Origin of the sequence: Sellimonas intestinalis, assembly GCF_001280875.1 — a bacterium.
In the GTDB taxonomy this organism is placed as follows: Bacteria; Bacillota; Clostridia; order Lachnospirales; family Lachnospiraceae; genus Sellimonas; species Sellimonas intestinalis.
On sequence record NZ_LGAJ01000016.1, the window covers coordinates 1 to 26,583 of the forward strand.

A 26,583-nucleotide genomic window follows, 5' to 3' on the forward strand; every position below is an offset into this window, starting at 1 on the left:
CCATGACAATACGGGATTCCCCCTCAACGGAATGGATAAGATTAACAAGAGACTTAATGTCACTAGCCGAGTGTTTGATCCCGAAAGGTGCAGCAACAATCTCACCAAGGGGGCGAATGATAGCGACCATACTTTTGCCTTTAGAAACATCGATACCTACTGCGTTCATAAATTTGTCACTCCTTAAGATTTAATTATGCAATGGATAAGCACCAGTTTTACTCATTGCCTATTCAATCTACTGTGGTGTGACACGAATGCACCTAAGGCGATTCAACCTGCATAAAACGAATGCTGCAAATGAGGAGCTGGTTATCAGTCTTATTTACGGACGCGAAGTCCAAGAAAGGGGACGACATACCTATTGCTCTATCATTATACAGCTTAGGCAACAAGATGGATAATTCCTTACTGGTTGTAAGGGATATTAACCATAAATATATTGTAGTAGAAAGGAGGAACATTTGTCTCAAGAAGATTTTGCGGAGATGTTTCATGTTTCGAGACAAACAATATCTAATTGGGAAAATTCGAAGAGTTATCCGGATTTAGAAACAATTATAAAAATAAGCGATAGTTTTCAGATTTCCTTGGATATTTTATTGAAGGAGGATTTGATTATGGTGAAAACATTTGATAACGAGGTAAAGAGTACGAGAAAATACGCAAAGATATTGCTGGTAATTGCGGTTGTATTTGCGTTGGTGATCGGGAGCTTTGTAATTTATTCGTGTGTATATTTCAATACCAAAAATAAATTAGAGGGGAATTTTACGCAGCAGTTAAAAGAAAATAATTTTCATAAAAATAGAAATGGATATTATTCAATGAGTGATTCGAAAGGAATTACATATAGTGTCCCGAATCAATCCATGCCGGGACTATTGGACTTTTCTTTGCGGTTTCATATAAGTAATGTATACTGTGATATTGATCTTGAAGATACTATTGTGGAAATTGTGTGGGAAGATAACAATGAATTCACTGCTTCAGCAATTTCTAAAGATGATAATAAAATAGTAGGCAGCACGTCGGAATTTACAGAAAGTGACTTTACGAATATGAAGAAACTTGGTAATGAATTAGGAATTTCAGAGAGAGAAATGACTAGAATCATTGAAAAGGGAAATGAGTTGTATCAAGAGTTCTATTTATAATAAAAATATATGATAAAGAAAAAACGTATGATTTGAAAAATGTATACGGGAATGAAGAAATAGGCTAGATTCTTGCTGGTGTTCCATGAAAGGTATTTATTTTATGTTTAGTCGTCTGGTATTGTTGCTGACAAAGCAAATCTACGTTTTGTAAAAGAAACTTTTCTAAAATGTAAAAGAGTTTTGATAGATTTGTGAATTATAAAATGTGATAATGCTCTTTGAAAGGAGGAAAGATTTGAAATGAGTATAGGAGAGCAAATAAATAGTTTGCGAAAAAGGAATAGTTTAAGTCAAGATGATTTTGCAAATATGTTTCATGTGTCAAGACAAACCATTTCTAATTGGGAGAATGGGAAAAGCTATCCGGATTTAGAGATGATTATAAAGATAAGTAATTATTTCAAAATATCGGTCGATGAATTATTGAAAAATGATACTAAAATTGTAGAAAAAATCGATGATGAAAAGAGGAAAAAGAGGAAGTATTTTATTTTACTGATAGTTATATGTGTCATAGGAAGTGCCCTAATCTTGATATTATACAATAAGTATCAGGAAAGAATAGCAGTTAATTTCTCTATGAAAAAACACGAGACTTATAAAAGTACGGAGATTAAAGAATTATCGCTGAATGTTGCTAATGGGTATTTTTCAGTTCCTAAAAATGAAAAACTAGATGTACAAGTACATGGGGTTACTGATGATGGCAAACTTCATCTTACAATTATGAATCAAGACAACAATATTTATTATCGATTAGATGGACAAGAGCTGAATGACCTGCAAACTTTATATTTTGAAAAGGGTTCCTATATCATTCAAATCGTTGCTGATGATTTTACAGAAGATATTATAAGTATTGAATATAATATTGATATTAGTAATTAAAATTAAATCATCAGTTATAAAATAAGATGAAAAAAATTTTTTCGGGAAGTACATTGAAAATAGTTGCAATGTTTTTCATGGTAATTGATCATTTAGGTCAAGTAGTTCTGAAGAACGGGATCATCTTAAATGCTCCCTACTCTATGTTTACAGACGAGCAATTTTCTGATTTAATGTCTGCAGTGAATATTTGTCATATTTTAGGTAGAATTTCATTCCCTATTTTTTGTTTCTTATTAGTAGAGGGATTTTTGCATACGCATAGCCTAAAAAAATATTTTTTTAACTTGGGTTTATTTGCAATTATTTCTGAACCTATCTATGATTTAGCCTGTACAGGTAATGTATTTAGCCTACAACAACAAAATGTGTTATTTACATTATTACTTGGGCTAATAGTTATAGCAACTATAAGAAAATTTCACGAGAAAGGGATAATATCTTTAGTAATTGTAGCAATAGGGGCAAGTCTTTCATACATTTTTAATTTTGATGGCTGGTACTATGGAATAGCTTTAATTAGCATATTTTACTTGCTCCACGATATGCGGATGATGAAATATGGAATGTCTATTTTAGCTATGTTTGTTTGTGGACTAGATTTTACGATAAATGGACTTTTTGACCCGTATTTTTTAACTTCTGTATTTTCATTGGTATTTATTTCTTTATACAATGGTAATCGTGGAATAAAAATGAAATATCTCTTTTATATTTTTTATCCCTTACATTTGTTAATATTATACCTTGTCAGTATACTTTTGATTAAAACATTATAAATCATTCTATATTTATTTGGAGCGGTTGATTTTGAATTGACCGCTTTTTTTATTTCATAAAAATATAGAATTGTTACTTGAAGGACAGAAAAAAAGAATAGTATAGTTATATAAACAACTTATATAACTAATTTGTATAAAGGAGAATGTATTATGCCAAAACAAAAAATCACGAAAGAAATGGTTGTTGATACAGCATTTGATATTGCCAGGAAAGATGGAATGGATCGGGTACTCATAAAGAAGATCGCTGGAAAGCTTGGCTGTTCTGTTCAGCCCATCTATAGTTATTGCCAAAACATAGAAAGTCTGAAAGCAGAAGTAGAAGCTCGGGCAATGCAATTTGTGTGGGGGTTCATAGAAGAACAGATCGATCCGGAAGATCTGTTTGCGAGTACCGGAAGAGCCTATGTCCGGCTTGCCAAAGAAGAGCCAAATTTGTTTCGGATTTTCATTTTGCACCGAAGGCAGGGGATCAGTTCTTTGGAGGAGTTCTATACGAAAGAGACAGATCCGGGGATGGCGGAATTTCTTTCTGACAGGCTCCATATCGATGTGGAGCGGGCAAGAAGTCTCCATTTGCACATGCTGATCTATACGGTTGGGATCGGGACAATTTTTTGTACGACAGCCCCGGGGATATCACTGGGAGAAGTCGTGAAGCAACAAGAAAGCGCAGCCAAGATTTTTTTGGATACGGCGCTGAGAGATGCGTCATATAGGGAGCGATCAGAATGGATTTAGAGGAGGGACGGATGGAAAAAGGAATGATACTATATCAGTCGAAATATGGAGCGGCACGAAAATATGCGGGATGGCTGAGAGAGGAAACAGGATTTGAAATCAGGGAAGTGAAAAACTGTAAGATAGAGGAGGTTCTCTGTTTTGAGAGGCTGATTCTTTGCAGTGGAATTTATGCGTCTGGTATTGCGGGAATATCGTTTTTCCAAAAGAACATAGAAAAATTACAAGGGAAACAGCTTTTTGTTTTTACTGTTGGGGCATCGCCTTATCATGAAAACGCATTGAAAGAACTCAAGAGAAAAAATATGAAAGGCGGTCTTTGCGCTATCCCTCTATTTTATGGGAGAGGAATGTGGCTAGAAGAGAAGATGACATGGAAGGACCGGACGCTTTGCAGGATGCTGAAAAAGGCGGTGGCGAAAAAAGCTCCGGATACGTGGGAACCATGGATGGCTGCACTGATGAGTACAAATGGTCAAAACTGTGACTGGACAGATAGGAAGTATTTGAAACCATTGCTGGATGCATTGGGGAATAGGGCAGGATTGGAAAAGCAACTCGACTCTTTTTGATTTATAGTAGAGATATGACAAAGAAGAGCAGGGGTGAGATGCATGACAACTGGGGAAATTGTTGAACAAAGTAAAGAGTATATAAAAAAGAATATCGAAAGGTCACTGACAGTGGCAGAGATCGCAGGAGCGGTCGGATATTCAGAGTATTATTTTTCCAGACTATTTAAAAATGAGACGAGGACTTCCGTGATGGAATATGTAAAACGGGAAAAACTTCAAAGAGCATCTGTTGAGATCCGTAGTGGCAAGAAAATCATGGATGCAGCGCTGAAATATGGATGGGAGTCTCATAATGGGTTTACGAAGGCTTTTAAAAAGGAATTTGGCTATTGCCCTGCTTTACTTCGTGCTATGGTAATAAGTATGCAAAGATTAGGAGGTAAAAGTATGGGCAGGACAGTTAACGGGCGAGTCGATGAACATGCGACAAAGGAGCAACTATTTGAGATTCTAAAGAAAAAAGTGATACAGATGTATCCTTCTGTGGATGAAAAAGAGATACAATACATTTATGAGTATGCATGTGAAATCTATCACGGAATGGAGCGTTATTCGGGAGATGAATACATTACGCATCCATTGCATACAGCTATTCTGCTGGCGGATATGGAGACGGAATACCATACGATCTGTGCAGGGCTGTTTTGTGACGTCATGCAGAAAAGGCTTGTGGACAGAAAAGAACTTAAGAAACACTTGGCAGAGGAAGTCGTGGAATTGGTTGTAGGAGCAGGAAAGGAAGATTTGGAAACCCGGGAGGAAAGAAAGGAACAGATCGTGCTTATCCGTCTTGCAACGCGTCTTCATAATATGAGGACTATTGACTACATGGACGGGCAGCAAAGAAAACGGAGAGCTGAAGAAACCTGCGAGATTTTTGTTCCATTGGCTGAAAAGACTGGAAATTATGAAATTGCAAAAGAACTGAGGGAGTTATCAATGAGAGTGTGAAAAGTAGAAAAGGGTAAAAATTTATAGTTGGTAAGCCCTTATTTTCGCTGCAAGATTATGAAATAATGGATATTAAAAAGTATAAGAGTGGTTGATACAGTTGTATCATCTGCTCTTTTTTATTTTGTAATAAATACGGTTGCCTTTTGGCTGTCCATGTGTGGACGGTAGATTACAAATATACTTTTACTAAATAAATTACTAAAACCTGAAAATGAATTTAGTAAATAGAGTGAAAAAATAAATATTTTTAAAGAATATTGAAAAAATTAAGAGTGAAGAATATAGCAGTGTAAAAAATTAAATGATATAATTTAGAGCGATAAAGAAAAAATACAGTAAAAAAAGAAAATAATTTAGTCAACAGGAGGACTGGATGGCAACATTAAAAGACGTAGCGAAACGAGCCGGGGTATCTCCGGCAGCGGCTTCCAGGGTCTTAAATCAGGACAGACATTTTTCCGTATCGGATGACACGAGGATGAAAATACAGGAGGCAGCAAAAGCGCTTGGATACAAAGGACGGGTGGAACATTATCAAGATACCACTTTATGTATTCCTAAAGCCAAAATAGGAATCTTTCTTTTATACAATGAAATTTTAGAAATTGAAGATAGTTACTATCAAATTGTACGCCTAAATATTAAGAGTGAACTGGAAAAAAATGGATTACAAATTAAAGAGTTTTTTCTGGGGACTATTGAAAAAGGAATCCGACAATTTCATGAATTTCAAGGAGTAATACTAGTCGGACACCCAGGAATCTGGTTTCGGGCAAGTGAGTTGCGGGTCATGATGAAAGAAGCAGGAATTCCTATTGTTTGTTCTGATTTTGAATTGGAGGAGGGAGAATTAAATGCGGATTATGTTGTGAATGATTTTGAAAGTATTGTTAATAAAGCTCTGGATTGTTTTGAGGATAGAGGATATGAGGAGATTGGATATATTGGCACGTATGGAATCGAGATTTACGGTTCTCTGAAAGCAGACAGAAGATATCTTGCTTTTAAAAATAGAATGGAAGAAAATGGAAGATTCCGGGAAGAGTTCATATGGCTTACAAAAAACAGTCTTGTAAGAGACGGATACGAATTGGGAAAAAAGATCATAAAAGAAAAGCGTAGGCTTCCAAGAGCAATTTTTGTGGAAAATGATAATCTTGCGATAGGATTTTTGCGAACTTTAAAGGAAAATGCGATCAGTGTACCAGGAGAGATTGCCCTTATTGGATGCAATGATATACAGGCAGCAGCATTTGTTACACCGCCCCTGACGAGTGTAAAAATTTACAATGACGTTACAGGAATCATGTCAGCCAGATTATTGATGGAACGCTTACTTACCGGACGAAAGGAAGGCGTAAAGCTGATTGTTCCAAATCGGTTGGTTGTCCGTGGGAGCTGCGGTGAGAGTAGGGTTGTGTAGGAGGAAAAATTGACAATGGAATTTATTTATAAACATGCAGACTGGAGCAATATCAATGTATTAGAACGAAATAGGTTGCCAATGCGACCATTCTACTGTGGATATCAAACTGTGAAAGAGGCGCGGATAGGAAAGAAAGAAGAAAGCGGAAAGTATAGACTTCTGAATGGAGAGTGGAAGTTCGCAGGATTTGAATCTCCATTTTTGGCTTTGGATGAATATGTAAAAGAGGGAATTGATGATTCTTCCTGGAGAACTATGCCAGTGCCGGGGCATTGGCAGTTGAATGGGTTTGGAAAACCGTGTTATAATGACGCTTTTTCCTTGTTCCCGATCACAGATGATCCGGCTATTCAGATGGATAATCCAACTGGAATCTATCGAAAGAAGATCGAAATCAATAAAGAAGAAGGCCAGGAATATCTGTTGCGATTTGATGGTGTGGAAAGTGCTTATCATGTCTGGGTAAATGGGATTCTTGTGGGTTATAGTCAGGGATCAAGGAATACGGCAGAATTTGATATTACAGAGCAGGTCCGCAGTGGAAAAAATATACTTGCCGTGAAAGTATATCAGTTTTCAGATGGAAGTTACCTGGAAAATCAGGATATGTGGTGGTTTGCGGGAATTATTCGAGATATTTCCCTGATTTCGAGACCTCAAATCCATGTGTCAGATTATAAAATAGATGCGCTTCTTGGTGAGGATCTATGTACGGGTCATTTTCATGTAAATGTGACAGTGGAGAACCACGCCGGGAAAGAGAAAGAGATGAAATTAAAACTAAGTCTTTTTGACAAGGAAGAAGCCGTTCTTTCAGAAGAGCGTAAGGTGCAGGCAGTTCCGGGAGAAACAGATGTTTCATTTTCCATGACGATCGATCAGGTAAACGCATGGTCTGCCGAATATCCCTATCTTTATGATGTAATCATGGAGTTAGAAGAAAATGGAACATCTGTCGAAATTTATGGTGTGAAATGTGGGTTTCGCACAATCTGTCTAAAAGATGGTTTGTTTTATATCAATGGCGCTCCTTTAAAATTGAAAGGGGTCAATCGCCATGACTGGAACGAGTATACGGGCCGGTGTGTGACAAGAGAAGACATAAGAAGGGATCTTTATCTTATGAAACAATATCATGTGAATGCGATTAGAACGGCCCACTATCCTCCTCATCCAGATTTTCTGGATTTGTGTGATGAGTTGGGATTTTATGTGATGGAAGAGGCGGATCTGGAATGTAATCAGATGGTATATACGAAGAAGCCAAACAGGCTAAGTGATGATGTGATGTGGGAAAAAAGCTATATTGATCGGGTAGAGAGAATGGTGAAAAGAGATAAAAATCATCCATCTATTATGTTTTGGTCATTAGGAAATGAGTCGGGATTTGGAACGGCATTCGTGGAAGCCGGAAGATTTGTCAGACAGTATGATCCGACAAGGCTGATTCACTATGAAGAAGACAGAGACGCGTCGATTGCGGATATTTACAGTACCATGTATACACGCCACAAAGATTTGGAGCTTTTGGGGAGAGATAGTTCAAAAATAAAACCACATATTGTATGTGAATATGCACATGCCATGGGAAATGGTCCGGGAGGGCTGAAAGAATACTGGGAAATTTTTCGAAAGTATCCAAGGCTTCAAGGCGGGTTTATCTGGGAATGGATAGATCATGGTTTGAAAAAGACTGATGAAAATGGGAGAAGTTATTATACATATGGAGGTGATTACAACGATTATCCAAATAGCGGTGCTTTCTGCTGCGACGGACTGCTGCAGGCAGACAGAACGCCGACTCCGGCAGTGCTTCAGGTGAAAAAGGCATTTGAGCCGGTTGCATTTTGCAAATTTACCAGAAACCGTGGGGCGATTTGCGTAGAAAACAGATATGATTTTTTATCGTTGGATCATTTGAAAGCGATGATCACGATTGAAAATCAAAATGAAATAAAGATGAGCAGTACTGTTGAACTGGATGGAGTGAAAGCACATGAGAGGAAAGAAATCGTACTGTTTGATCCTCAGAAGCTTTTCCTGCCGGAATGTTCGGGAGACTGGTGGCTCAATATCCGTATCGTGTACAAAGAACGTCCGGCATGGGCAGAGGAGGAATACGAGGTTGCTTTCCATCAGGAGTTACTAAAGAAAGGAGAAAGGAGAGAGAAAAAAAGTGCGGGTGGACCACTGCACATGGAAGAGAAAATGGGAACCCTGATCATTTCTGGCGAAGAATTTTGTCTGGAATTCGATCGAATTCAGGGAACGATTTCACGATATGAATTTGCGGGAGAGACGTTGATTAAAAAAGGGATGGGAATGAACTTTTGGAGAGCGCCGGTAGATAACGATAAAAATGTAAGAAAAATATGGGAAGAAGGGATGCTAAAGGCAGTATGCAATATTGTAGATAAAATTTCGGTGGAGGAGGGAGAAGGGAATGTAGAAATTAAGATAAAGCAAATGTATGCTCCGATTGTGCTGGAATGGAAAATTCTTATTGAGGCAAAGTACATTGTTGCAAGTAATGGGGAGATTGAGATGATGTATCGTGGCGTCCCTGTAGGGAATCAGCTCCCAGAGACATTTCCAAGAATCGGCCTGAGATTTCTGTTGGACAAAGCGTGTGAAAATGTGCGCTGGTACGGACGGGGACCATGGGAAACCTATGTGGACGCGAAAGAGGGGAATCGTTTTGGCGTTTTTGAAAGTACCGTGTCAGACTTTTATTTCCCTTATGTAGTGCCGCAGGAGACTGGGAACCATGAGGATACCAGATGGGTAGAGTTCGAAGGAAATGCGGGATGTGTACTTCGTGTGGAAGCAGAGGAGGAGTTTTCCTTTGGAGCGCTTCATTATACACAGGAGCAACTGACAGAGGCACAACATACAAACGAATTATTGCCGGAAGAGGATATCATGTTGTGTGTGGACGTCGGACATCATGGGCTTGGAAGCGCAAGCTGGGGTGCAGAGTGCCTGGAGAAGGACCGTCTTTTTCCAAAACCGTTTGAGTTTCGCTGGAAACTTTCGGGGAAAAAGAAGATTTGATATAAAAAGGGGGATGGGAAAATGATGACCAAAAAAACAGCGCCATATTTGTTTTTACTTCCAATGGTTATACTGTTTGCGATCTTTATGGTTTATCCGGTGATTAACTCACTGATTCTTAGTTTTCAGGATTTTACAGAAGGTAGATATGTTTTCTGTGGTCTGCAGAACTATATCACAATGCTTCACGATCCGGTATTCTGGAAGTCTTTAAAAAACACGTTTATTTATCTTGTGATCCAGGTGCCGGTGATGGTGGTGCTGTCTTTGGTACTTGGGGTACTGGTAGAACAGGCGTTTTTGAAGTGCCGCACCGGATTCAGAATCAGCATATTTCTTCCGGCGGTAACTGCGCTGGTAGCCTATGCCATTGTTTTTAAGCTTCTTTTTAATACAGATTTTGGACTGGTCAATTACGCACTCAGAGCAGTGGGGGTTGAGGGCGTAGACTGGCTGAATACCGTATGGGGAGCCCGGATTGCGATCATTGTTGCAATCACATGGCGCTGGACGGGATACAACACGATTATTATGATCGCCGGTCTGAAAAATATTCCGACAGAACTTTATGAATCAGCGGATATGGATGGAGCCTCCTTTCTCCAGAAGCTGATGTATATCACGATTCCTATGGTGAAATCGATTATGTTGTTTGTCAGCATTACTTCTACCATTGGAACATTGCAGTTGTTTGATGAATCCTTCATCTTAACCGGGGGTGGTCCGGATAACGCGACTATAACCATAGGGCATTATCTGTATAATACTGGGTTTTCCTATTACAAGTTCGGATATGCTGCCGCACTTAGCTATGCGCTTGTGATTATTATAGGGATTTTGTCGATTCTGCAATTCAAATTTACGAAAGGAGGAGAAGACTGATGAAACGCCCGACGGAGAGAAACGGATTAAAGATTGTCACATATATTGTGCTGATCGTAGCTACATTTATTTCATTATTTCCATTTTATTTTATGTTTGTATCTGCGACCAATACGCACTCGGATATTTTAAGTGCTTCGCCCAGATTGATATTCGGAAGCAACCTCGCGGAGAACTTTAAGAATTTGAACGAGCGTCTGGATCTTGTGCAAATTTTGTTTAACTCATGTATTCTTACCTTTACCTATACGTTTTTGTCTATGCTTATTCATTCTATGTCAGGATATGCGCTGGCAAAATTTAACTTCAAAGGGAAAGGCCTATGTTTTGGTGTCATTATGGTAACGATGATGATACCTGGACAGGTTATGTATGTACCGTTATTTACATTGATGAATAGGATCGGATGGGCAAATACATATCAGGCTGTCATTTTACCGGCACTTGGCGGTGCGTTCGGAATGTTTATGATGAGACAGAATATGCTGTCTTTTCCGACTTCTTTGATTGAAGCGGCCAGGATCGATGGATGCGGAGAGTTTTCTATTTTTATGCGGGTAGTTATGCCTTCTATGAAACCAGCGCTGGGGGCGCTTGGAATCTATATGTTTATGAGTATGTGGAACAATTTTATGTGGCCATTGATCATTTTAAGTACCAAATCCATGTACAACTTCCCTGTTGCATTGTCGATGCTGAATGGGGTTGCGTGGAGGAAAGACTATGGTGTTATTATGCTGGCAACCGTATTTGCGGTACTGCCAATTCTGATTATCTTTCTTGTGTTTCAAAAACAGTTTGTCGCCGGCGTGATGGGCGGAGCTGTGAAAGAATAAAAAGTCAAAAGTAAAAGGAGGAAAAAACATGAAGAAGAAAATCTTATCAGTCCTGATAGCGTCTACGTTGACTCTTTCCTTGGCTGCATGTGGAGGAAACGGGGAACAAAAGGGCGGGGACTCCGGAGAAGGAGGACTGTCGGGGGAGATCACTGTCTGGAGCTGGGACGTAGCGTTGGCTCATCTGGAAGCTCAGGCTGAAAAATTCCAAGAGAAATATCCAGATGTAGAATTTAATTTTGAAGAGATGGGGGTGTCGCAGGTCTATCAGAAAATGACGACTTGTCTCCAGTCGGGAATTGGCCTTCCGGATATCGTGTCTATTGAAGGAGAGCAGATGGCAAAATTTGGGGAGAAGTTTCCTGGTAAATTTGAAGAATTTTCAGATATGATTTCGAAAGAAGACTTTTTCCCGATTAAGATGGCGGAATGTACTGTGGATGGAAAAGTAATTGCATATCCATGGGATTCTGGTCCGTGTGGTATGTTCTACAGGTCGGATCTTTTTGAGGAGGCCGGAATTAAAGCAGAAGATATCATAACCTGGGATGATTTCATTGAAGCAGGAAAAGTATTAAAAGACAAGACAGGAGCAGATATGCTCTGTATGGCAGAATCCAGAAATGACAATACCTATCGGATGCTTATGATGCAGCTCGGAGGTTTCTATTTTGATGCGGAGGGTAATCCGCAGGTAAATTCAGAGGCGTCAATACGGGCGATGGAGATGTGTCAGAGGATGTATCAGGAAGGAATTACGTTTAATAATTCTTCGTGGGACGATATGGTGACAGGAATGTCCGACGATAAGTTTGCCTGCATTGCGGAAGCTGTATGGATGGTGGGATCAATCAAAGACGCGGTTCCGGACCAGGAGGGGAAATGGGCGGTTATGCCATTGCCTCGTTTTGACGAGAATCAGGAATCGATGGGAGCTTCTAATGGAGGGTCTGTACTTGCGGTTCCATCGGCAAGTAAGGCCCCGGAGGCCGCAAAAGAATTTGTAAAGTTCTGTATGGAAGATATAGATGCCAATGTAGAGGGATTCCAAAATTATGGGCTTTATCCTTCTTATCTTCCGGCATTGGAGTCGGAAGTGTTTAAAGAGGGAGACGATTATTTTGGAGGACAGCAGATTTTTGATGTGTTTACAGAAATAGGGAAGACAGTGCCGGGAGTAAATTATACGGAGAATTTCGCGGAGGCAATCGAGATGTCCAAAAACAGTGTGGCAAAAATCATCCTTGACAACGAAAATGTAGAAAAAGTATTAAATGATGAACAAAAAGAGATGGAAGCTAAATTTGTAAAATAGGTGAGACAGAGATGTTGGGAAGGGGGCCCGACATCTCTTTGTAAGACGGAGGTTTTGGTGTACAAGACAAAAACAATAAAGAGAGAAATCTACCATATTATTATCCCTATGATTCTTGAAAATATCCTGCAAATCTCCGCAAATCTGGTTACGACAGCTATGGTAGGACGGTTGCTGGCGAATGATATAGCGGCACAGGGCATTTGTGTAAGAATTACAGATACACTTTGGGTTTTTTATAAAGGAGTTGCGATCGGTGCGACAGTTCTGATTGCAAAAGCATATGGGACTGGTAAAAAAGAGGACTGTAGGAAAATCATGGAGCAGACACTTCTGACAGAGTTGATCCTTGTGTTTGTGTTTCAGGTCGTTTTGTTTTTTCGAGCTGATATTTTTCTTGGGTTCTTTTCAAAAGATGCGGAAATTTTAATGTTGGCACAGAACTACATGAAGATTATTGTGTTTGGATTTTCCGGTTGTGTGATTATGACGGTTGCGACGGCTGCGTTTCAAGGGTATGGAGATACAAAAACACCGATGATGGTAGCTGCTGCTATGAATCTTGTAAATATTATATTTGGTTTCGGACTGATTTTTGGATTTGGACCTTTGAAAGGAATGGGTATATTCGGAGCGGCGACCGCACTGGTACTTGCACAGACCTTTGGGGCAGGGATGGATCTTTTCCTTTTGTACCGGAAAAAGAAGGGGCTGTTTTTTGGAACAGATCCTCAGAAAAAATGGTTTTATATTGACAAATCCTGTATTTATGAAGTATACACGACAGGGATTCCGGCGGCACTGGAGAGTATGTTTTGGCAGTTTTCAGCTATCATATTAAGTAAAATTATCCTTTCTTATGGATCTTCAGCGTTTGCGGCATATCAACTGGGAATTCAGGCAGAGACAATCACAGAGATGCCGGCAATCGGGTTCAGTACAGCATCTACAACGCTTGCGGCAAGGGCAATCGGGAAAAAAGACGAGAATCTCCGGAAGATATATTTTAGGGAATTGATTCGGGTAGCATTTACAATCAGTGTTGTCACGTCTATACTTCTCGTTCTCTTTCCGGGTGTGTTTATGAGGATGATGACAAACAAAGAAGAGCTACAAAGTATCGGAATCCAGTATGTTTTTGTCATGGGATTTATTCAAATTCCTCAAAATCTTTCCAGAATATATAACGGGACGATACGTGCAATGGGACATAAGAATACACCAATGATTGTCGCCGGATTTGGGATCTGGGTTGTCCGGATTCCACTTTGCCTGATAGTGGCATTTTTGTTAAAACTGCCGATTACACTGATCTGGATTGTGATTGCGCTGGATCAGTTATCAAGGTTTGGACTCAGTGTGATTCTTTACAGACGGTTCGGAAAGGAGGTCTATGATGGCTCGGCGTTATGATAAGGAGATCCGAGAATTTTTGAAGGTCTATCAGGAGGAACTGATAGAAAATGTATGTCAACTTGTACGGATTCCCAGTGTTGCAGGTGAAAAAGAAGGAACACATCGGTATGGAGTGGAATGTGCGAAAGCGCTGGAATTTTGTATGCGTCTTGCAAAAGAAAAGGGACTCTATGCAGAAAATTTTGATGACTACGGTGTGGAAATCAGGCTGTATGAAAAACCAAGAAAAAAACGCCTGCTTTTAGCGGCCCATACTGATGTGGTTCCTCCTTCTGGTGAAAATACATATCCGCCATTTGGCGGGACGGTAGACCGGGGATATATTATAGGAAGGGGTTCTGTTGATGATAAAGGACCCTTGATGGCCCTCCTTTATGCACTGTTTTTTTTCAAAGAAACGGGAATCAGTCCGGAGTGTGATCTTCGCCTTTTTGTCGGAGCACATGAAGAGGTGGATAGGAAAGATATCGAGTATTACCTCAAAAAAGCAGGACAGCCGGATTTTGGAATTGCGGCGGATGATGATTTTCCGATCACCAATGGTGAGAAACACATTCTATGGTTTCGCTTAAAGGCGGAACGCTCTTGTATGGACTTATGGCAGGAATTAGAGGCGGACTCACAGGGGATACAGTTTGGCATACATAGTAGAAGCAGACGGTATGGGGAGTCACGCTGCAAACTTCGGGCGAAGAATGAAAGATGGGCGGAGTTTGACGCCCGGTTCCCTGTGTCGATTCCGATTGCGAGAGGAAAAGAAAATATAGAGAAATTTGCCGGAGAACATGCTATGCAAGTAGAATTTCTTAAAGAGGAAGAAGGGTATTATATTTCTGAAAAGGACGGGATTCCCAATCTACTTCTGCGACTCTACAGGGAAGAGACGGGATGCGAGGATGCGGCTTACATTATGGAAGGAAGTACTTATGCGAGGAAATTTCAAATTGGCTGTGGATATGGGGCAGGCAAAAGAAATGAAAAAAAGCCGTTCCCCTATGGTGCGGGAGCGGCGCATGGACCGGATGAAGCGCAGAATATTGATGTTCTAATGCAAGCATTAAAAATGTATATTCTGGCTGTTATGGAGATTGATGAATATTGGAAGAGGCAGTCATAATACATTGATAGCCTGCACGGGATTCCGGGCAGGACGTTGCTATTCATGCACCATCTGTCCTGTCTGGAATCCCATAATCACCAGTTCCAATGTCTTCGGATCGAGAGTCCGGTATTTCAGAAAGTAGTAAAGGGTATCCAGAAAGCTTAAGAACGTTTTTTTGGAAGCTTCGTCCAGAATCACGGACTTTTGCTCCCGTGTCAGGAAGGAGGCGATTCTTGTAAAGGAAAACTTTTCGTTCAGGAAAGCCCAGAATTCCTCATTGCCATTATTTATCATAACCTGAATCGGCTTACGGCGCAGAATCCAATAGGTCTCATAGGCGAGTGCTTTCCGTTCGCTGATATGTTTCACATGATGGAATTCTTTCATCCGGGAGATATCGGTAAAGTAGTCCATCACCGTATGAGTGAGAATCGCCTTATCAATGCGGGTGTGGTCGGAAACGCCAAGACTTTCCAGAAAGGCAGTACACTCCCGGTAGAGAGAAGCATATTGGTTTTTGATGACCTGTTCGGTAAACTCGGATACAATATCTTCATATTGCGTGTAAATGGTCTCGACATCATTCATGTGTTTCTTCCCCTTTTAGTTTTATAATATCGAAAAATAGCTTGGACTTTACAAAGTCACAGTAGGAATTCACGGAGACATTCGTCATGGCGTGATCGTGGACATGAGAAGTACTGCCAAGTAGATGTTTTCTGATCTTTCCGCTCTGGATTTGTTCCATCATCTGATCGGCGGATTGTAAAATCTGTTCGGGAATTCCAGGTAATGGTTTCTGATTCATCCGAAGTCCCCCTTTTTATTCTTTCAGAATGCTGTCGATGGCATCCTGCACTGTCTGAATAGAACTTAAATCAATTTCATTTAACTTTTCTGCCGGCTTTTCGTAGTCAAGCCGCGGATTGACTACTGTCTGCTTTGGCTTGAAATTCTCGCTGGAGACGTCGCAGAGCCGTTTGAAGAAAGAGGCCATTTCATCACCCATACCGGACAGACGGTTTAATAGTTCGGAAAACTCCGTGAGCATCGGGTCGCTCTTTTTGTACGGATATAGAATATGATGGTCGATCTCTCCCCACCCTTCCTCAAATAGAGTACGGATTTGTATTTCCATGTAAACGCCCTGATATTTCACAATATAGTGGACAGAACGGTAATGTTTCCGGTCAAATATATTGTCGCTTGCGATCCAGTCAGAGTAAATATCACTGAAATCTCCGAGCCGCATATGCACTTTGGGAGGCTCTGCCATATAACGGTCCTTATCTGGATAATAGTCTGCGATACAGTTATGAATATAGAGGTCCGGATTGTTCTCAAAGTGCCGGATCAGATACTTGTGGAAAACGACCCAGTCCTCCCGGTACAAAATCAATCCCCGGAAACCAATCGTATCGGTGACGAACTTCATGTAATTGTCTTTTGTAAGGGTGCGGTATTTGAGATAGTTTTCACATCGTTTCCGGATGATCTTTTCAACCAGATGCCATGGCGTCTTGACCCGGGTGCGGTAAGAATGAAGCCCGGTTCTTTGATCCTTATTCTTAATAAATTCCTGTAAAAATTCGTCCCGGATCCGCCGAAGGTCAGGCAGACGTCTGGCATAGTCTTTTGCGATATAGCAAAGATCGTCCCAGCTAAGTCCGGCTTCACGAAACTCCGATTCGCTGATAGAAAAGCGCTCCAGAAAATCTTTTTTTAACATACGATTCTACCCTTTTATTCCGTTCAATTCCCTGATTTGTCAAGATACTTTCCTATCATAGCATTTTTAACCGGAATTATCAACGTCCCGGATGCAAAGGCGTCAGGTCATATCTGTAAAAGAATCAGGTATGCCCCCAAGTATTATAAATTGTAACGAAATATGTAATGAATCTTTAAGAAAAAGTTTAGGATTCTTTGTCCTGTTTTGCTGTAATATAAAAGCAGGGGAAAGATAGATATGGCGGTGTAGTGGATGAAAAAAAGAAAGAAGATACATACGATAAAGACAAGAAAGTTCTGGCTTTCTGTCATACTGTTTCTGGTACTGGTTACTGCAATGTATGTGCTGATGCTCCCACAGGGTGCGGTGCGTTTCGCGATTCTGCGGTCTGGGCATCCGCTGGCGGCTTTGACAGCAAAGATGACGACAGAAGGATATCCGCAGGATCTGGATGACGGACAGATCGGCTATGTACTACTGGACGCTCCGTACGACAGAGATCGGGGCGAAGAGATGGGTACCTGGCTTGTGTACCGGTATGGTATGATTTATGTAGGAGAGTACGACGGTCACTGAGCGAAATTGCAAGTAATAAAAAGTATTTGAGACATATCACTATTCAGGCTATGCAGTTGGATAGTTAGAAAAAAAGAAAAAAAGTGTTGACAAATATAGATCGAGGCCATATAATAGTCCATGTGCTGATCGCACAGAAGATGCCCAGATAGCTCAGTTGGTAGAGCAGAGGACTGAAAATCCTCGTGTCGCTGGTTCGATTCCGGCTTTGGGCATATGCGGGTGTAGTTCAATGGTAGAACACCAGCCTTCCAAGCTGGATACGTGGGTTCGATTCCCATCACCCGCTTTTTTTCTTGCCAAAAAGTAAAAGCCGCCGGCCTGCGGATACAAGATCAATCGCAGGCCGGCGGCTTTTATATGCCAGGTGTCCGTCCCGGGCCGCATGTTATTTAGTCAATACTTCGGCACCGTCCTCAGTGATCAGCACCATATATTCGATCTGGGCGGACAGACCATCGTCCTCGGTATAGACAGTCCAGCCATTATCCTCATCGATGAAGAAATCCGGACTTCCTTCATTGATCATCGGTTCAATGGTGAACATCATGCCAGGAACAAGGAGCATCTCGCTTCCCTTCGGAGTGACGTAGCTGACCCAAGGCTCCTCGTGGAATTCCAGTCCGACTCCGTGTCCGCCAATATCTTCTACTACAGAGTAGCCGTTTGCTTTGGCGTGGGTGTTGATGGCGTCAGCGATATCGCCTAAGTGGTTCCATGGTTTTGCTTCTTTTAATCCCAGTTCCACACACTCTTCGGTCACGCGGACGAGGCGTTTTGCCCTTTCACTTACTTCACCAATGCAGAACATCCGGGATGCGTCAGAAAAGTAGCCGTCCAGGATAGTGGAGACGTCCACATTCACGATGTCGCCCTCCTGGAGGATGATGGATTCATCCGGGATGCCGTGACAAATCTCATTATTAATAGAGGTACACACGCTTTTCGGGAAGCCCTGATAGTCAAGGGGCGCCGGAATGCCGCCGTGCACTGTCGTAAAATCATAGACCAGTTTGTCGATTTCGGCTGTGCTCATGCCTGCATGGATATGCTCGGCCACATGGTCGAGGACTGCTGTATTAAGCTTGGCGCTGATACGGATCTTCTCGATCTGCTCTGCGGTTTTAATCATAGAGTGATCCGGTACGATCTCCCCCTTTTCGGCATGTAGAGCAATCTGCTCGTCTATCGCCATATGACATTTTTTGTATTTTTTGCCGCTTCCGCACCAGCAAGGTTCATTTCGTTCCATACTTCTATATCTCCTTTGTTTTAGTAAATTTGTGAATCTCTCAGTCATCGGAAGTATCCAAAGGTACATTCCGGAATTGTAACCGGTCGCTAAAGTCATGGAAAGGACCGGACTTTGATGAGTTACCGTTACAATAGCAGAGTGAGTATAAAGCCTCTCTTTTCCTATTATATCGCATTTCGCAGTTGTTAGCACCCATAAAATAAGATATAATAAGGACATATGAACAGAAAGGACGTGAATATATGCTGAGAATCGGTATGCTGACAAGCGGCGGAGACTGTCAGGCACTCAATGCCGCCATGAGAGGCGTGGCAAAAGGAGTTTTTGCCAAAGTAAAAGATGCAGAGATTTACGGATTTAAAGATGGATATAAGGGATTGATTTACTCTTCGTTTGATATGATGACGGAGCGTGATTTTTCCGGTATTTTGACAAGAGGTGGGACGATACTCGGGACGTCCAGACAGCCGTTTAAGCAGATGAGAGTGATCGGTGAAGACGGAGTGGACAAGGTGGAGGCGATGAAGCACACCTACCACAAGTTGAATCTGGACTGCCTCGTGATCCTTGGGGGAAACGGTACGCACAAGACAGCTAACATGCTTCGCGAAGAAGGATTAAATGTCATCACCCTGCCGAAGACGATTGATAATGATCTTTGGGGCACAGATATGACGTTTGGCTTTCAGAGTGCGGTGGACATTGCAACGGATACGATCGACCGGATCCATACGACGGCAACATCCCACAGCCGTGTGTTCATAGTAGAAGTGATGGGACATAAGGTCGGATGGGTGACGCTTCATGCCGGTATTGCAGGTGGTGCAGACATCGTACTGCTTCCGGAGATTCCTTATGATCTGAATGTGATAGCGGAGTATATCAAGAAGCGTTCTGAGGCGGGTAAGCGCTTTACGATCATTGCGGTTGCGGAAGGCGCTGTTGCCAAGGAGGACGCAGAGCTTCCAAAGAAGAAATTAAAAGAAGTAATGGAAAAGAAGAAGGCAAAATATCCATCTGTGGCTTACGAGCTGGCGGAGAAGATCCAGAAGAAGTGTGATCAGGAAGTCCGCATTACTGTTCCGGGACATACCCAGAGAGGTGGATCTCCATGTCCGTATGATCGCGTACTATCCACGAGACTGGGAGCGGCAGCAGCGGAGATGATCCTTCGGCACGAGTACGGATACATGGTAGCTATCAAAGAAGGAGAGACCTGCAAGGTCCCTCTTGAGGAAGTGGCAGGGAAATTAAAAACAGTGGACCCGAAGTCCAAGATCATCAAAGAGGCGCGGACTATCGGTATCAGTTTTGGCGACAAGTAGACGGAAAGTTAGAATCAGCAAAGATCAGACAAGGAGAATGAATTATGTCTTATACTGCCTTATACAGAAAGTTCCGACCAGCAGAGTTTGAAGACGTAAAGGGGCAGGATCATATTGTTACTACACTGAAAAATCAGATCAGATCAGGCAGGATCGGACATGCGTATCTGTTCTGCGGGACGCGGGGAACCGGAAAGACGACGGTGGCGAAAATTTTTGCCAGGGCGGTCAACTGCGAGCATCCGGTGGACGGCAGTCCATGCGGAGAATGTGATATGTGCCGTAATATCGCATCCGGCGCATATATGAATGTGGTGGAGATCGACGCGGCGTCGAACAACGGTGTTGATAACATCCGCAGTATCAGGGAGGAGGTCGAGTATCGTCCGGCGCAGGGACGATACAAGGTGTATATCATCGATGAGGTACACATGCTTTCCATTGGAGCTTTCAACGCCCTCTTAAAGACGTTGGAGGAGCCGCCGGAGTACGTGATCTTTATCCTGGCTACCACGGAAGTTCACAAGATTCCGGTCACGATTTTGTCACGGTGTCAGAGATATGATTTCAGAAGAATCACCATTGATACGATTACGGCACGCCTGAAAGAACTGATGATAAAAGAGCAAGTGGAAGTGGAGGAGCGGGCGGTCCGTTATATTGCCAAGGCAGCGGACGGTTCTATGAGGGATGCGCTGAGTCTTCTGGATCAGTGCATTGCCTTTCATATCGGCGAAAAGCTTACCTACGACAAGGTGCTGGATGTCTTGGGGGCGGTGGACACGGATGTGTACAGCGCCCTCCTTCGCAGAATGATAGACCGGGATGTAAAAGGGGTGCTTAAGACGGTTAATGAGCTGGTGATGGAAGGCAAGGAGCCCGCTCAGTTGACGACCGATTTTACCTGGTATTTAAGAAACTTGCTATTGGTGAAAAGTTCTGATAATATGGAGGATGTGCTTGACGTTTCGACGGAGAATCTTGCACAGTTGAAAGAAGAAGCACAGATGATAGAAAATGACGCACTGATGCGTTATATCAGGATCTTTTCAGATCTGAGCAATCAGCTTAAATATGCTACCCAGAAGCGGGTTCTTTTGGAGGTGGCTTTGATTCGGGTCTGCGTACCTCAGATGGAGACGAGACAGGATACACTTTTGGAGAGAATCCGCGCTCTGGAGGAGAAGGTAGAGAAAGGACTTGTAGTCCCGGCGACCCTTCCGAGGCACATTGATGGCATGGCCATGGCACCGGGAGGGGAGGCACAGGTACCGGCCCCGGCTTCAAGAGAGATCCCTCAGGCACTTCCGGAGGATGTGAAGGAAGTGGTGAAAAATTTCCGTATGATCGCAAATGACGCGTCTGGGATGCTGAGAGTCTATCTCAGACAGGCAAGACTCAGTGTCGGAAATGCGGGACAGCTACAGATTATCCTTCCGGATGATCTGGCAGCAGGCGTAGTGGGAACCCCGGAGCATAAGCAGGAGATTCAGGACCTGATTGCCGAAAGGACAGGTAAGAAGGTGGAGATCGAGATCGGAAAGATTGAGCAGGGACGCAGATTTGAGGACAGCTTTATTGATCTGGAACAGTTGATCCATATGGATATCACGGTAGAAGATTAGGAGGAAGAGGATATGGCAAAACGAGGTGGTTTTCCTGGCGGAGGAATGCCAGGGAATATGGCGAATCTGATGAAGCAGGCACAGAAGATGCAGCGTCAGATGGAAGAGCAGGCAAAGGAACTGGAGACAAAACAGTTTACCGCTACAGCAGGCGGCGGTGCTGTCAAGGTGACGGTATCCGGTAAGAGAGAGGTCTTAGGTGTAGAGCTTCAGGAAGAAGTGGTGGATCCGGAAGATATCGAGATGCTTCAGGATCTGGTGGTGGCAGCCGTCAATGAAGCACTTCGCCAGGTAGATGAGGCGAATTCTTCCGTAATGAACAAACTTACGGGAGGCATTGGCGGAGGAATGCCAGGATTATTCTAGTCCGGGAGTGAAAGAGAATGGAATATTACAGTAATCAGATCAGCCGTCTGATTGAGGAGCTCTCAAGGCTTCCCGGTATTGGGGCGAAATCAGCTCAGAGACTGGCGTTTCATTTGATCCACATGCCAAAGGAGCAGGTTGAAAAGCTCGCCGAGACGATGGTGAGCGCCAGGAATCATGTCCGCTACTGTAAGGAGTGTTGTACGTTGACGGACGATGAGCTCTGTCCGATCTGCCGGAACGAGCAGAGGGATCACAGGACGATCATGGTGGTGGAGACGCCGAGAGATCTGGCCGCCTACGAAAAGACGGGCAAATATGAGGGCGTCTACCATGTGCTTCACGGGGCAATTTCCCCGATGCTGGGTATCGGTCCGGGGGACATCCGGCTCAAAGAGCTGATGGTCCGGCTGGAGGGTGACGTGGATGAAGTTATTATCGCCACGAATTCCACCCTGGAGGGGGAGACGACCGCTATGTATATCAGCAAGCTGATCAAGCCGACAGGGATCAAGGTCAGCAGAATCGCAAGCGGGGTTCCGGTCGGCGGAGACTTGGAATATATTGACGAAGTGACACTTCTTCGCGCCCTGGAAGGACGTACGGAGCTGTAAGATAAAAGGGATTGCAAAAGCTGAGGACTTCTGTAGATCCCTTTCTTTTTGGAAGGCGGAGACTGAAATGAGAAAAAAGAAGACCACATCGACAGATATTGCGAAGGCGGCGGGAGTATCTCAGTCCGCCGTCTCTATGATCCTAAATAAGAAGTATAATGTCTCCTTTTCCAAGGAGACTGTGGAGAAGGTGGAGCAGATCGCAAAGGAGCTTGGTTATCAGCCGCCGAAACGTAAGATCCGCAAAGAGAGCAGGCGGGAGAAGCTTCTGGTTGTCTTTTGCTCAAATTTGACGAATCCGTATTACGTCATGCTGCTTCAAGGGATTGAGACGAGGGCAAAAGAGGCAGGTTTTGGGCTGTTTATTTGTAACACACAGCGGAGCCTCAAGATGGAGGAACGATACCTGCGGATGATGCCGGAGCTTTCGCCGCTTGGTATTATCTACACATGCAATCCGAGTCGCTGTTACATGGAGATGATAGAGGAGCTGGCAAAGCAAATCCCTATCGTTGTTGTCAACAATCAAAATGAACAGATGAGTGTGGATGCGGTGGAGATTGATAATTCTAAGCTTGGACGTCTGATGGCGAGTCACCTCCTGGAGTTGGGGCACCGGGATGTGGCCTATATTGCGCCTCCTTTGACAATCCGGCAGAAACAGCGCTCCAAACGGGTGGAAGGATTCTTAAAGGAATTCGACCGCTGGGGTCTGAAGGAGCGTGTCATTATCAAGGCAGCAGATGAAGCTTACGATATGAACGTGGCAAATATTGATTCCGAGTACAAGATTGGCTATGATCTGACAAAGGAGCTTCTGGCCGAAAAGCGTCGGGTGACGGCTATCGTGGGGCTGAACGATATGATCGCCTTTGGGATCCTGGACGCCCTACATGAGGAAAAGTACAAGGTTCCGGGGGATATCTCGGTGATGGGGTGTGACAACACTCTGTTTGCGAGGATGCACAAACTGGCGCTTACGACGGTGGAACACTTTGTTGTTTTTAAGGGAAGGGACGCTTGCGATATTATTATGAAGAAAATTGACAGCGGCCAGATGAAGTATTCCGGCATGGAGCCGGTAAGCATCTACCATGTAGAGTATGAGCCGAGACTCATTATTCGTAGTACCACATCCTATGCAAAAAAATGAATTAATGAATCTGCTTAAATTATTAGTAATAAGAATGATATAAAATCCGTTGAAACAAGGAAATAGTGCCCTGAAAATCCAGAAAATGGTTGGTAGGAGAACAAAAAAATGTTCTTTGTAGTGCTGGGGTAACAGATAAAAAAATTAATAAAAATACAATTATTAATTTGGAAAATTACTAATAAAAATTGGCGGTATTGACCGGCTTATTTTCAGGTTTTATAATGAAATTAAATGAACAACAGGAACCTAAAATAAGGAGGAACAGGAAGATGAGATTTTTTATCGACACGGCAAATGTAGAGGAGATCAGAAAAGCAAACGATATGGGAGTGATCTGTGGAGTGACAACCAACCCGTCTTTGATCGCAAAAGAAGGCAGGGATTTTAACGAAGTCATCAAGGAGATCACATCTATTGTGGATGGACCGATCAGCGGGGAGGTTAAGGCGACAACGACAGATGCCGAAGGAATGATTGCGGAGGGACGCGAGATTGCTAAAATTCATCCGAACATGGTAGTGAAAATTCCGATGACCGCAGAAGGATTAAAGGCGGTTAAAGTTCTTTCTACAGAAGGAGTAAAGACGAATGTGACTTTGATTTTTACGGCAAATCAGGCGCTGCTTGCGGCAAGAGCCGGCGCAAGCTATGTATCTCCGTTTCTTGGACGTCTGGACGATATTTCGGTGGTAGGAGCAGAGCTGGTTGAGGAGATCGTGGAGATGTTTGCTGTTTCCGGAATTGAGACACAGGTTATCGCCGCAAGTATACGCAATCCAATTCATGTGACAGAGTGTGCGCTTGCAGGGGCAGACATTGCGACGGTACCGTACAAGGTAATTGAACAGATGACACATCATCCACTGACTGATGCCGGAATCGAGAAATTTCAGGCAGACTACAAAAAAGTATTTGGGGAATAATTCTCCCGAAAGACAAAGACAGGAGGCATTGTCATGGACAATTTAGAATTACAGAAAACAGCCAATGAAGTCCGCAAAGGTATTGTGACAGCAGTTTATAGCGCGAAATCCGGGCATCCGGGCGGATCTTTATCTGCGGCGGACATCTATACATATCTTTATTTTGAAGAGATGAATATTGATCCAAAGGATCCGAAGAAAGCAGGCAGAGACCGTCTTGTCGTTTCCAAGGGGCATACGTCACCAGGATACTATTCTGCTCTGGCGAACAGAGGATTTTTTCCGGTGGAAGATTTAAAGACGTTCCGTCATGTAGGTTCCTATTTACAGGGACATCCGGACATGAAGCACATTCCGGGGGTGGATATGTCAAGCGGCTCTCTTGGACAGGGGATCTCCGCGGCAGTTGGAATGGCCATTTCCGCAAAGCTTTCCGGGGATGACTACCGTGTATACACCTTAGTGGGAGATGGTGAAATCCAGGAAGGCCAGGTATGGGAGGCGGCAATGCTGGCAGGGCACAGAAAGCTGGACAATCTGGTAGTAATCGTGGACAATAATAACCTACAAATCGACGGGGCGATTGACGAGGTCAATTCCCCGTATCCGATCGACAAAAAGTTTGAAGCGTTCAATTTCCATGTCATTAATGTAGATGGACATGATTTTGATTCTTTGAGAGCAGCATTTGAGGGGGCAAGACAGAGGAAAGGAATGCCGACTGCCATCATAGCCAAGACTGTAAAAGGGAAAGGGGTTTCCTATATGGAGAACCAGGCGTCCTGGCATGGTGTTGCTCCGAATGAGGAACAGTATAAGATCGCAATGGAAGAATTAGAGAAAGCAGGTGAAGCATTATGTCAGAAGTAAAGAAAATCGCAACAAGAGAGAGCTACGGTAATGCTTTAGTGGAGCTCGGAAAAGAGCACGACGATGTGATCGTACTGGATGCAGACCTTGCGGGTGCGACAAAGACAGGAATTTTTCAGAAAGCATTTCCGCAGCGCCATATCGACTGCGGAATTGCGGAAGGAAATATGATGGGAGTTGCGGCAGGTCTCGCAGCCACAGGTAAAGTGCCATTTGCAAGTTCATTTGCCATGTTCGCGGCAGGACGTGCTTTTGAACAGGTGAGAAACTCCATTGGATATCCAAAGCTCAATGTAAAGATCGGTGCGACTCACGCTGGGATCTCCGTTGGAGAGGATGGTGCGACGCACCAGTGCAACGAGGACATTGCGCTGATGCGGACGATTCCTGGGATGACTGTTATTGTACCATCCGATGATGTGGAGGCAAAGGCGGCTGTGAAAGCAGCCTACGAGCATCAGGGACCGGTGTACCTGCGATTTGGTCGTCTGGCCGTTCCGGTCATTAATGATAATCCAAATTACGAATTCGAGATCGGCAAGGCAATTACTCTGCGGGATGGAAGCGATGTTGCGATCATCGCCGCTGGTCTGGAAGTAAATGAGGCTTTAGTGGCAGCAGAAAGGCTGGCAGAGGATGGTATTCAGGCAGAAGTCATTAACATGCATACCATTAAGCCTTTGGATTCAGAGGCAGTCTTAAAAGCTGCTGAGAAGACAGGAAAGATTGTGACTGTAGAGGAACACTCGGTGATCGGTGGACTTGGAAGTGCAGTCTGCGACATAGTTGCTGAGACGGCATGTGCGAAAGTAATGAAGATTGGAGTCAATGATGTATTTGGAGAATCCGGTCCGGCTGGAGAACTCATCAAAAAGTATGAGCTGGACGGCGAGAGCATTTATAATAAAGTTAAAGCATTTGTAGAAAAATAAATCATAACAGCAAGAAGAGCGCAACCTGACGAAGCGCTCTTCTTTTATCCGTTTTTTCATTCGGTGCATTGGGACACA

General features: G+C 43.1%; 26 protein-coding genes, 2 tRNA genes and 1 pseudogene. 24 read left to right on the top strand and 5 right to left on the bottom strand.

Going from position 1 to position 26,583, the window contains the following annotated elements; all coding sequences use genetic code 11:
* Positions 1-169, bottom strand: a pseudogene (locus AOA56_RS16740) (IS110 family RNA-guided transposase); the annotation flags it as partial.
* A gap of 295 nt (positions 170-464) precedes the next feature.
* Here AOA56_RS16740 and AOA56_RS15650 point away from each other — a divergent pair.
* From AOA56_RS15650 to AOA56_RS13770, 13 genes are all read left to right on the top strand, one after another.
* On the top strand, positions 465-1,157 hold the full coding sequence (locus AOA56_RS15650; protein ID WP_242843467.1) for a helix-turn-helix transcriptional regulator: 693 nt from the start codon (positions 465-467) through the stop codon (positions 1,155-1,157).
* A 243-nt stretch (positions 1,158-1,400) separates the two neighbouring features.
* The gene (locus AOA56_RS13715) at positions 1,401-2,048 is read left to right on the top strand and encodes a helix-turn-helix domain-containing protein (RefSeq protein ID WP_024731481.1); all 648 of its coding nucleotides are present in this window, start codon (positions 1,401-1,403) and stop codon (positions 2,046-2,048) included.
* Positions 2,049-2,101: 53 nt separating this feature from the next.
* A complete protein-coding gene (locus tag AOA56_RS13720) occupies positions 2,102-2,827 on the top strand; it encodes a TraX family protein (protein WP_238117774.1) in 726 nt (241 codons plus the stop codon).
* A 153-nt stretch (positions 2,828-2,980) separates the two neighbouring features.
* Complete coding sequence (locus AOA56_RS13725) at positions 2,981-3,571, top strand: TetR/AcrR family transcriptional regulator (RefSeq protein WP_053769909.1); 591 nt, start codon at positions 2,981-2,983, stop codon at positions 3,569-3,571.
* A gap of 11 nt (positions 3,572-3,582) precedes the next feature.
* On the top strand, positions 3,583-4,143 hold the full coding sequence (locus tag AOA56_RS13730) for a flavodoxin domain-containing protein (RefSeq protein ID WP_053769915.1): 561 nt from the start codon (positions 3,583-3,585) through the stop codon (positions 4,141-4,143).
* A gap of 42 nt (positions 4,144-4,185) precedes the next feature.
* Complete coding sequence (locus AOA56_RS13735; RefSeq protein ID WP_024731485.1) at positions 4,186-5,097, top strand: helix-turn-helix domain-containing protein; 912 nt, start codon at positions 4,186-4,188, stop codon at positions 5,095-5,097.
* Between the two features lie 376 nt (positions 5,098-5,473).
* Positions 5,474-6,523: a LacI family DNA-binding transcriptional regulator gene (locus AOA56_RS13740; protein WP_024731486.1), complete on the top strand. Its 1,050-nt coding sequence runs from the start codon at positions 5,474-5,476 to the stop codon at positions 6,521-6,523.
* Positions 6,524-6,538: 15 nt separating this feature from the next.
* The gene (locus AOA56_RS13745; protein WP_053769910.1) at positions 6,539-9,580 is read left to right on the top strand and encodes a glycoside hydrolase family 2 TIM barrel-domain containing protein; all 3,042 of its coding nucleotides are present in this window, start codon (positions 6,539-6,541) and stop codon (positions 9,578-9,580) included.
* Positions 9,581-9,601: 21 nt separating this feature from the next.
* A complete protein-coding gene (locus AOA56_RS13750) occupies positions 9,602-10,462 on the top strand; it encodes a carbohydrate ABC transporter permease (protein ID WP_024731487.1) in 861 nt (286 codons plus the stop codon).
* Positions 10,462-11,298: a carbohydrate ABC transporter permease gene (locus AOA56_RS13755; RefSeq protein WP_024731488.1), complete on the top strand. Its 837-nt coding sequence runs from the start codon at positions 10,462-10,464 to the stop codon at positions 11,296-11,298. The genes AOA56_RS13750 and AOA56_RS13755 overlap by 1 nt, the downstream gene beginning before the upstream one ends.
* Positions 11,299-11,326: 28 nt before the next feature.
* Positions 11,327-12,613, top strand: a complete 1,287-nt coding sequence (locus AOA56_RS13760) for an ABC transporter substrate-binding protein (protein ID WP_053769911.1) — start codon at positions 11,327-11,329, stop codon at positions 12,611-12,613.
* A gap of 57 nt (positions 12,614-12,670) precedes the next feature.
* Complete coding sequence (locus AOA56_RS13765; RefSeq protein WP_024731490.1) at positions 12,671-14,026, top strand: MATE family efflux transporter; 1,356 nt, start codon at positions 12,671-12,673, stop codon at positions 14,024-14,026.
* Positions 14,007-15,146 carry a M20/M25/M40 family metallo-hydrolase gene (locus tag AOA56_RS13770; RefSeq protein WP_082136379.1) on the top strand — a complete coding sequence of 380 codons (1,140 nt, stop codon included), beginning with the start codon at positions 14,007-14,009 and terminating at the stop codon, positions 15,144-15,146. Before AOA56_RS13765 ends, AOA56_RS13770 begins: the two co-directional genes overlap by 20 nt.
* A gap of 39 nt (positions 15,147-15,185) precedes the next feature.
* On the opposite strand, the gene AOA56_RS13775 is transcribed toward AOA56_RS13770, so the two are convergent.
* The 3 genes from AOA56_RS13775 to AOA56_RS13785 are packed head-to-tail and all read right to left on the bottom strand — an operon-like array spanning position 15,186 to position 16,860.
* Entirely contained in the window at positions 15,186-15,719 is a 534-nt protein-coding gene (locus AOA56_RS13775) for a hypothetical protein (protein ID WP_024731493.1), read from the bottom strand.
* Positions 15,712-15,939, bottom strand: coding sequence for a hypothetical protein (locus AOA56_RS13780; protein WP_053769912.1), 228 nt, complete (start codon positions 15,937-15,939; stop codon positions 15,712-15,714). Before AOA56_RS13780 ends, AOA56_RS13775 begins: the two co-directional genes overlap by 8 nt.
* Positions 15,940-15,954: 15 nt before the next feature.
* Positions 15,955-16,860 (bottom strand): nucleotidyltransferase family protein, encoded by a 906-nt coding sequence (locus tag AOA56_RS13785; protein ID WP_024731495.1) that lies wholly within the window; start codon positions 16,858-16,860, stop codon positions 15,955-15,957.
* A 255-nt stretch (positions 16,861-17,115) separates the two neighbouring features.
* Here AOA56_RS13785 and AOA56_RS13790 point away from each other — a divergent pair, with 255 nt between their 5' ends.
* From AOA56_RS13790 to AOA56_RS13800, 3 genes are all read left to right on the top strand, one after another.
* Positions 17,116-17,439 (top strand): hypothetical protein, encoded by a 324-nt coding sequence (locus tag AOA56_RS13790; RefSeq protein WP_024731496.1) that lies wholly within the window; start codon positions 17,116-17,118, stop codon positions 17,437-17,439.
* Positions 17,440-17,581: 142 nt separating this feature from the next.
* Positions 17,582-17,654, top strand: a tRNA-Phe gene (locus AOA56_RS13795).
* A gap of 3 nt (positions 17,655-17,657) precedes the next feature.
* Positions 17,658-17,728, top strand: a tRNA-Gly gene (locus AOA56_RS13800).
* A gap of 99 nt (positions 17,729-17,827) precedes the next feature.
* Here AOA56_RS13800 and AOA56_RS13805 read toward each other — a convergent pair.
* A complete protein-coding gene (locus tag AOA56_RS13805; protein WP_024731497.1) occupies positions 17,828-18,691 on the bottom strand; it encodes a methionyl aminopeptidase in 864 nt (287 codons plus the stop codon).
* Between the two features lie 245 nt (positions 18,692-18,936).
* Between AOA56_RS13805 and AOA56_RS13810 the strand changes: the two genes are divergently transcribed.
* From AOA56_RS13810 to AOA56_RS13845, 8 genes are all read left to right on the top strand, one after another.
* Positions 18,937-20,019, top strand: a complete 1,083-nt coding sequence (locus AOA56_RS13810; RefSeq protein WP_024731498.1) for a 6-phosphofructokinase — start codon at positions 18,937-18,939, stop codon at positions 20,017-20,019.
* 44 nt (positions 20,020-20,063) lie between these two features.
* Positions 20,064-21,644, top strand: a complete 1,581-nt coding sequence (gene dnaX, locus AOA56_RS13815; RefSeq protein WP_024731499.1) for a DNA polymerase III subunit gamma/tau — start codon at positions 20,064-20,066, stop codon at positions 21,642-21,644.
* Positions 21,645-21,656: 12 nt separating this feature from the next.
* Positions 21,657-22,010, top strand: coding sequence for a YbaB/EbfC family nucleoid-associated protein (locus AOA56_RS13820; protein WP_024731500.1), 354 nt, complete (start codon positions 21,657-21,659; stop codon positions 22,008-22,010).
* Between the two features lie 17 nt (positions 22,011-22,027).
* Positions 22,028-22,624 (top strand): recombination mediator RecR, encoded by a 597-nt coding sequence (recR, locus tag AOA56_RS13825; protein ID WP_024731501.1) that lies wholly within the window; start codon positions 22,028-22,030, stop codon positions 22,622-22,624.
* A gap of 67 nt (positions 22,625-22,691) precedes the next feature.
* Positions 22,692-23,777: a LacI family DNA-binding transcriptional regulator gene (locus AOA56_RS13830; protein WP_024731502.1), complete on the top strand. Its 1,086-nt coding sequence runs from the start codon at positions 22,692-22,694 to the stop codon at positions 23,775-23,777.
* Between the two features lie 272 nt (positions 23,778-24,049).
* Complete coding sequence (gene fsa / locus AOA56_RS13835; RefSeq protein WP_024731503.1) at positions 24,050-24,703, top strand: fructose-6-phosphate aldolase; 654 nt, start codon at positions 24,050-24,052, stop codon at positions 24,701-24,703.
* 33 nt (positions 24,704-24,736) lie between these two features.
* Positions 24,737-25,573, top strand: a complete 837-nt coding sequence (locus AOA56_RS13840) for a transketolase (RefSeq protein WP_024731504.1) — start codon at positions 24,737-24,739, stop codon at positions 25,571-25,573.
* Positions 25,561-26,505: a transketolase family protein gene (locus AOA56_RS13845; protein ID WP_024731505.1), complete on the top strand. Its 945-nt coding sequence runs from the start codon at positions 25,561-25,563 to the stop codon at positions 26,503-26,505. Before AOA56_RS13840 ends, AOA56_RS13845 begins: the two co-directional genes overlap by 13 nt.
* Positions 26,506-26,583 lie beyond the last annotated feature (78 nt).

Coding starts and splice junctions, on each gene's coding strand:
- AOA56_RS13750 (WP_024731487.1), top strand. CDS start 9,602: ATGATGACCAAAAAAACAGCGCCATATTTGTTTTTACTTCCAATGGTT.
- AOA56_RS13735 (WP_024731485.1), top strand. CDS start 4,186: ATGACAACTGGGGAAATTGTTGAACAAAGTAAAGAGTATATAAAAAAG.
- AOA56_RS13745 (WP_053769910.1), top strand. CDS start 6,539: ATGGAATTTATTTATAAACATGCAGACTGGAGCAATATCAATGTATTA.
- AOA56_RS13755 (WP_024731488.1), top strand. CDS start 10,462: ATGAAACGCCCGACGGAGAGAAACGGATTAAAGATTGTCACATATATT.
- AOA56_RS13820 (WP_024731500.1), top strand. CDS start 21,657: ATGGCAAAACGAGGTGGTTTTCCTGGCGGAGGAATGCCAGGGAATATG.
- AOA56_RS13715 (WP_024731481.1), top strand. CDS start 1,401: ATGAGTATAGGAGAGCAAATAAATAGTTTGCGAAAAAGGAATAGTTTA.
- recR (WP_024731501.1), top strand. CDS start 22,028: ATGGAATATTACAGTAATCAGATCAGCCGTCTGATTGAGGAGCTCTCA.
- AOA56_RS13785 (WP_024731495.1), bottom strand. CDS start 16,860: ATGTTAAAAAAAGATTTTCTGGAGCGCTTTTCTATCAGCGAATCGGAG.
- AOA56_RS13810 (WP_024731498.1), top strand. CDS start 18,937: ATGCTGAGAATCGGTATGCTGACAAGCGGCGGAGACTGTCAGGCACTC.
- fsa (WP_024731503.1), top strand. CDS start 24,050: ATGAGATTTTTTATCGACACGGCAAATGTAGAGGAGATCAGAAAAGCA.
- AOA56_RS13725 (WP_053769909.1), top strand. CDS start 2,981: ATGCCAAAACAAAAAATCACGAAAGAAATGGTTGTTGATACAGCATTT.
- AOA56_RS13830 (WP_024731502.1), top strand. CDS start 22,692: ATGAGAAAAAAGAAGACCACATCGACAGATATTGCGAAGGCGGCGGGA.
- AOA56_RS13760 (WP_053769911.1), top strand. CDS start 11,327: ATGAAGAAGAAAATCTTATCAGTCCTGATAGCGTCTACGTTGACTCTT.
- AOA56_RS13840 (WP_024731504.1), top strand. CDS start 24,737: ATGGACAATTTAGAATTACAGAAAACAGCCAATGAAGTCCGCAAAGGT.
- AOA56_RS13730 (WP_053769915.1), top strand. CDS start 3,583: ATGGAAAAAGGAATGATACTATATCAGTCGAAATATGGAGCGGCACGA.
- AOA56_RS13780 (WP_053769912.1), bottom strand. CDS start 15,939: ATGAATCAGAAACCATTACCTGGAATTCCCGAACAGATTTTACAATCC.
- AOA56_RS13740 (WP_024731486.1), top strand. CDS start 5,474: ATGGCAACATTAAAAGACGTAGCGAAACGAGCCGGGGTATCTCCGGCA.
- dnaX (WP_024731499.1), top strand. CDS start 20,064: ATGTCTTATACTGCCTTATACAGAAAGTTCCGACCAGCAGAGTTTGAA.
- AOA56_RS13775 (WP_024731493.1), bottom strand. CDS start 15,719: ATGAATGATGTCGAGACCATTTACACGCAATATGAAGATATTGTATCC.
- AOA56_RS13845 (WP_024731505.1), top strand. CDS start 25,561: ATGTCAGAAGTAAAGAAAATCGCAACAAGAGAGAGCTACGGTAATGCT.
- AOA56_RS13790 (WP_024731496.1), top strand. CDS start 17,116: ATGAAAAAAAGAAAGAAGATACATACGATAAAGACAAGAAAGTTCTGG.
- AOA56_RS13770 (WP_082136379.1), top strand. CDS start 14,007: ATGATGGCTCGGCGTTATGATAAGGAGATCCGAGAATTTTTGAAGGTC.
- AOA56_RS13805 (WP_024731497.1), bottom strand. CDS start 18,691: ATGGAACGAAATGAACCTTGCTGGTGCGGAAGCGGCAAAAAATACAAA.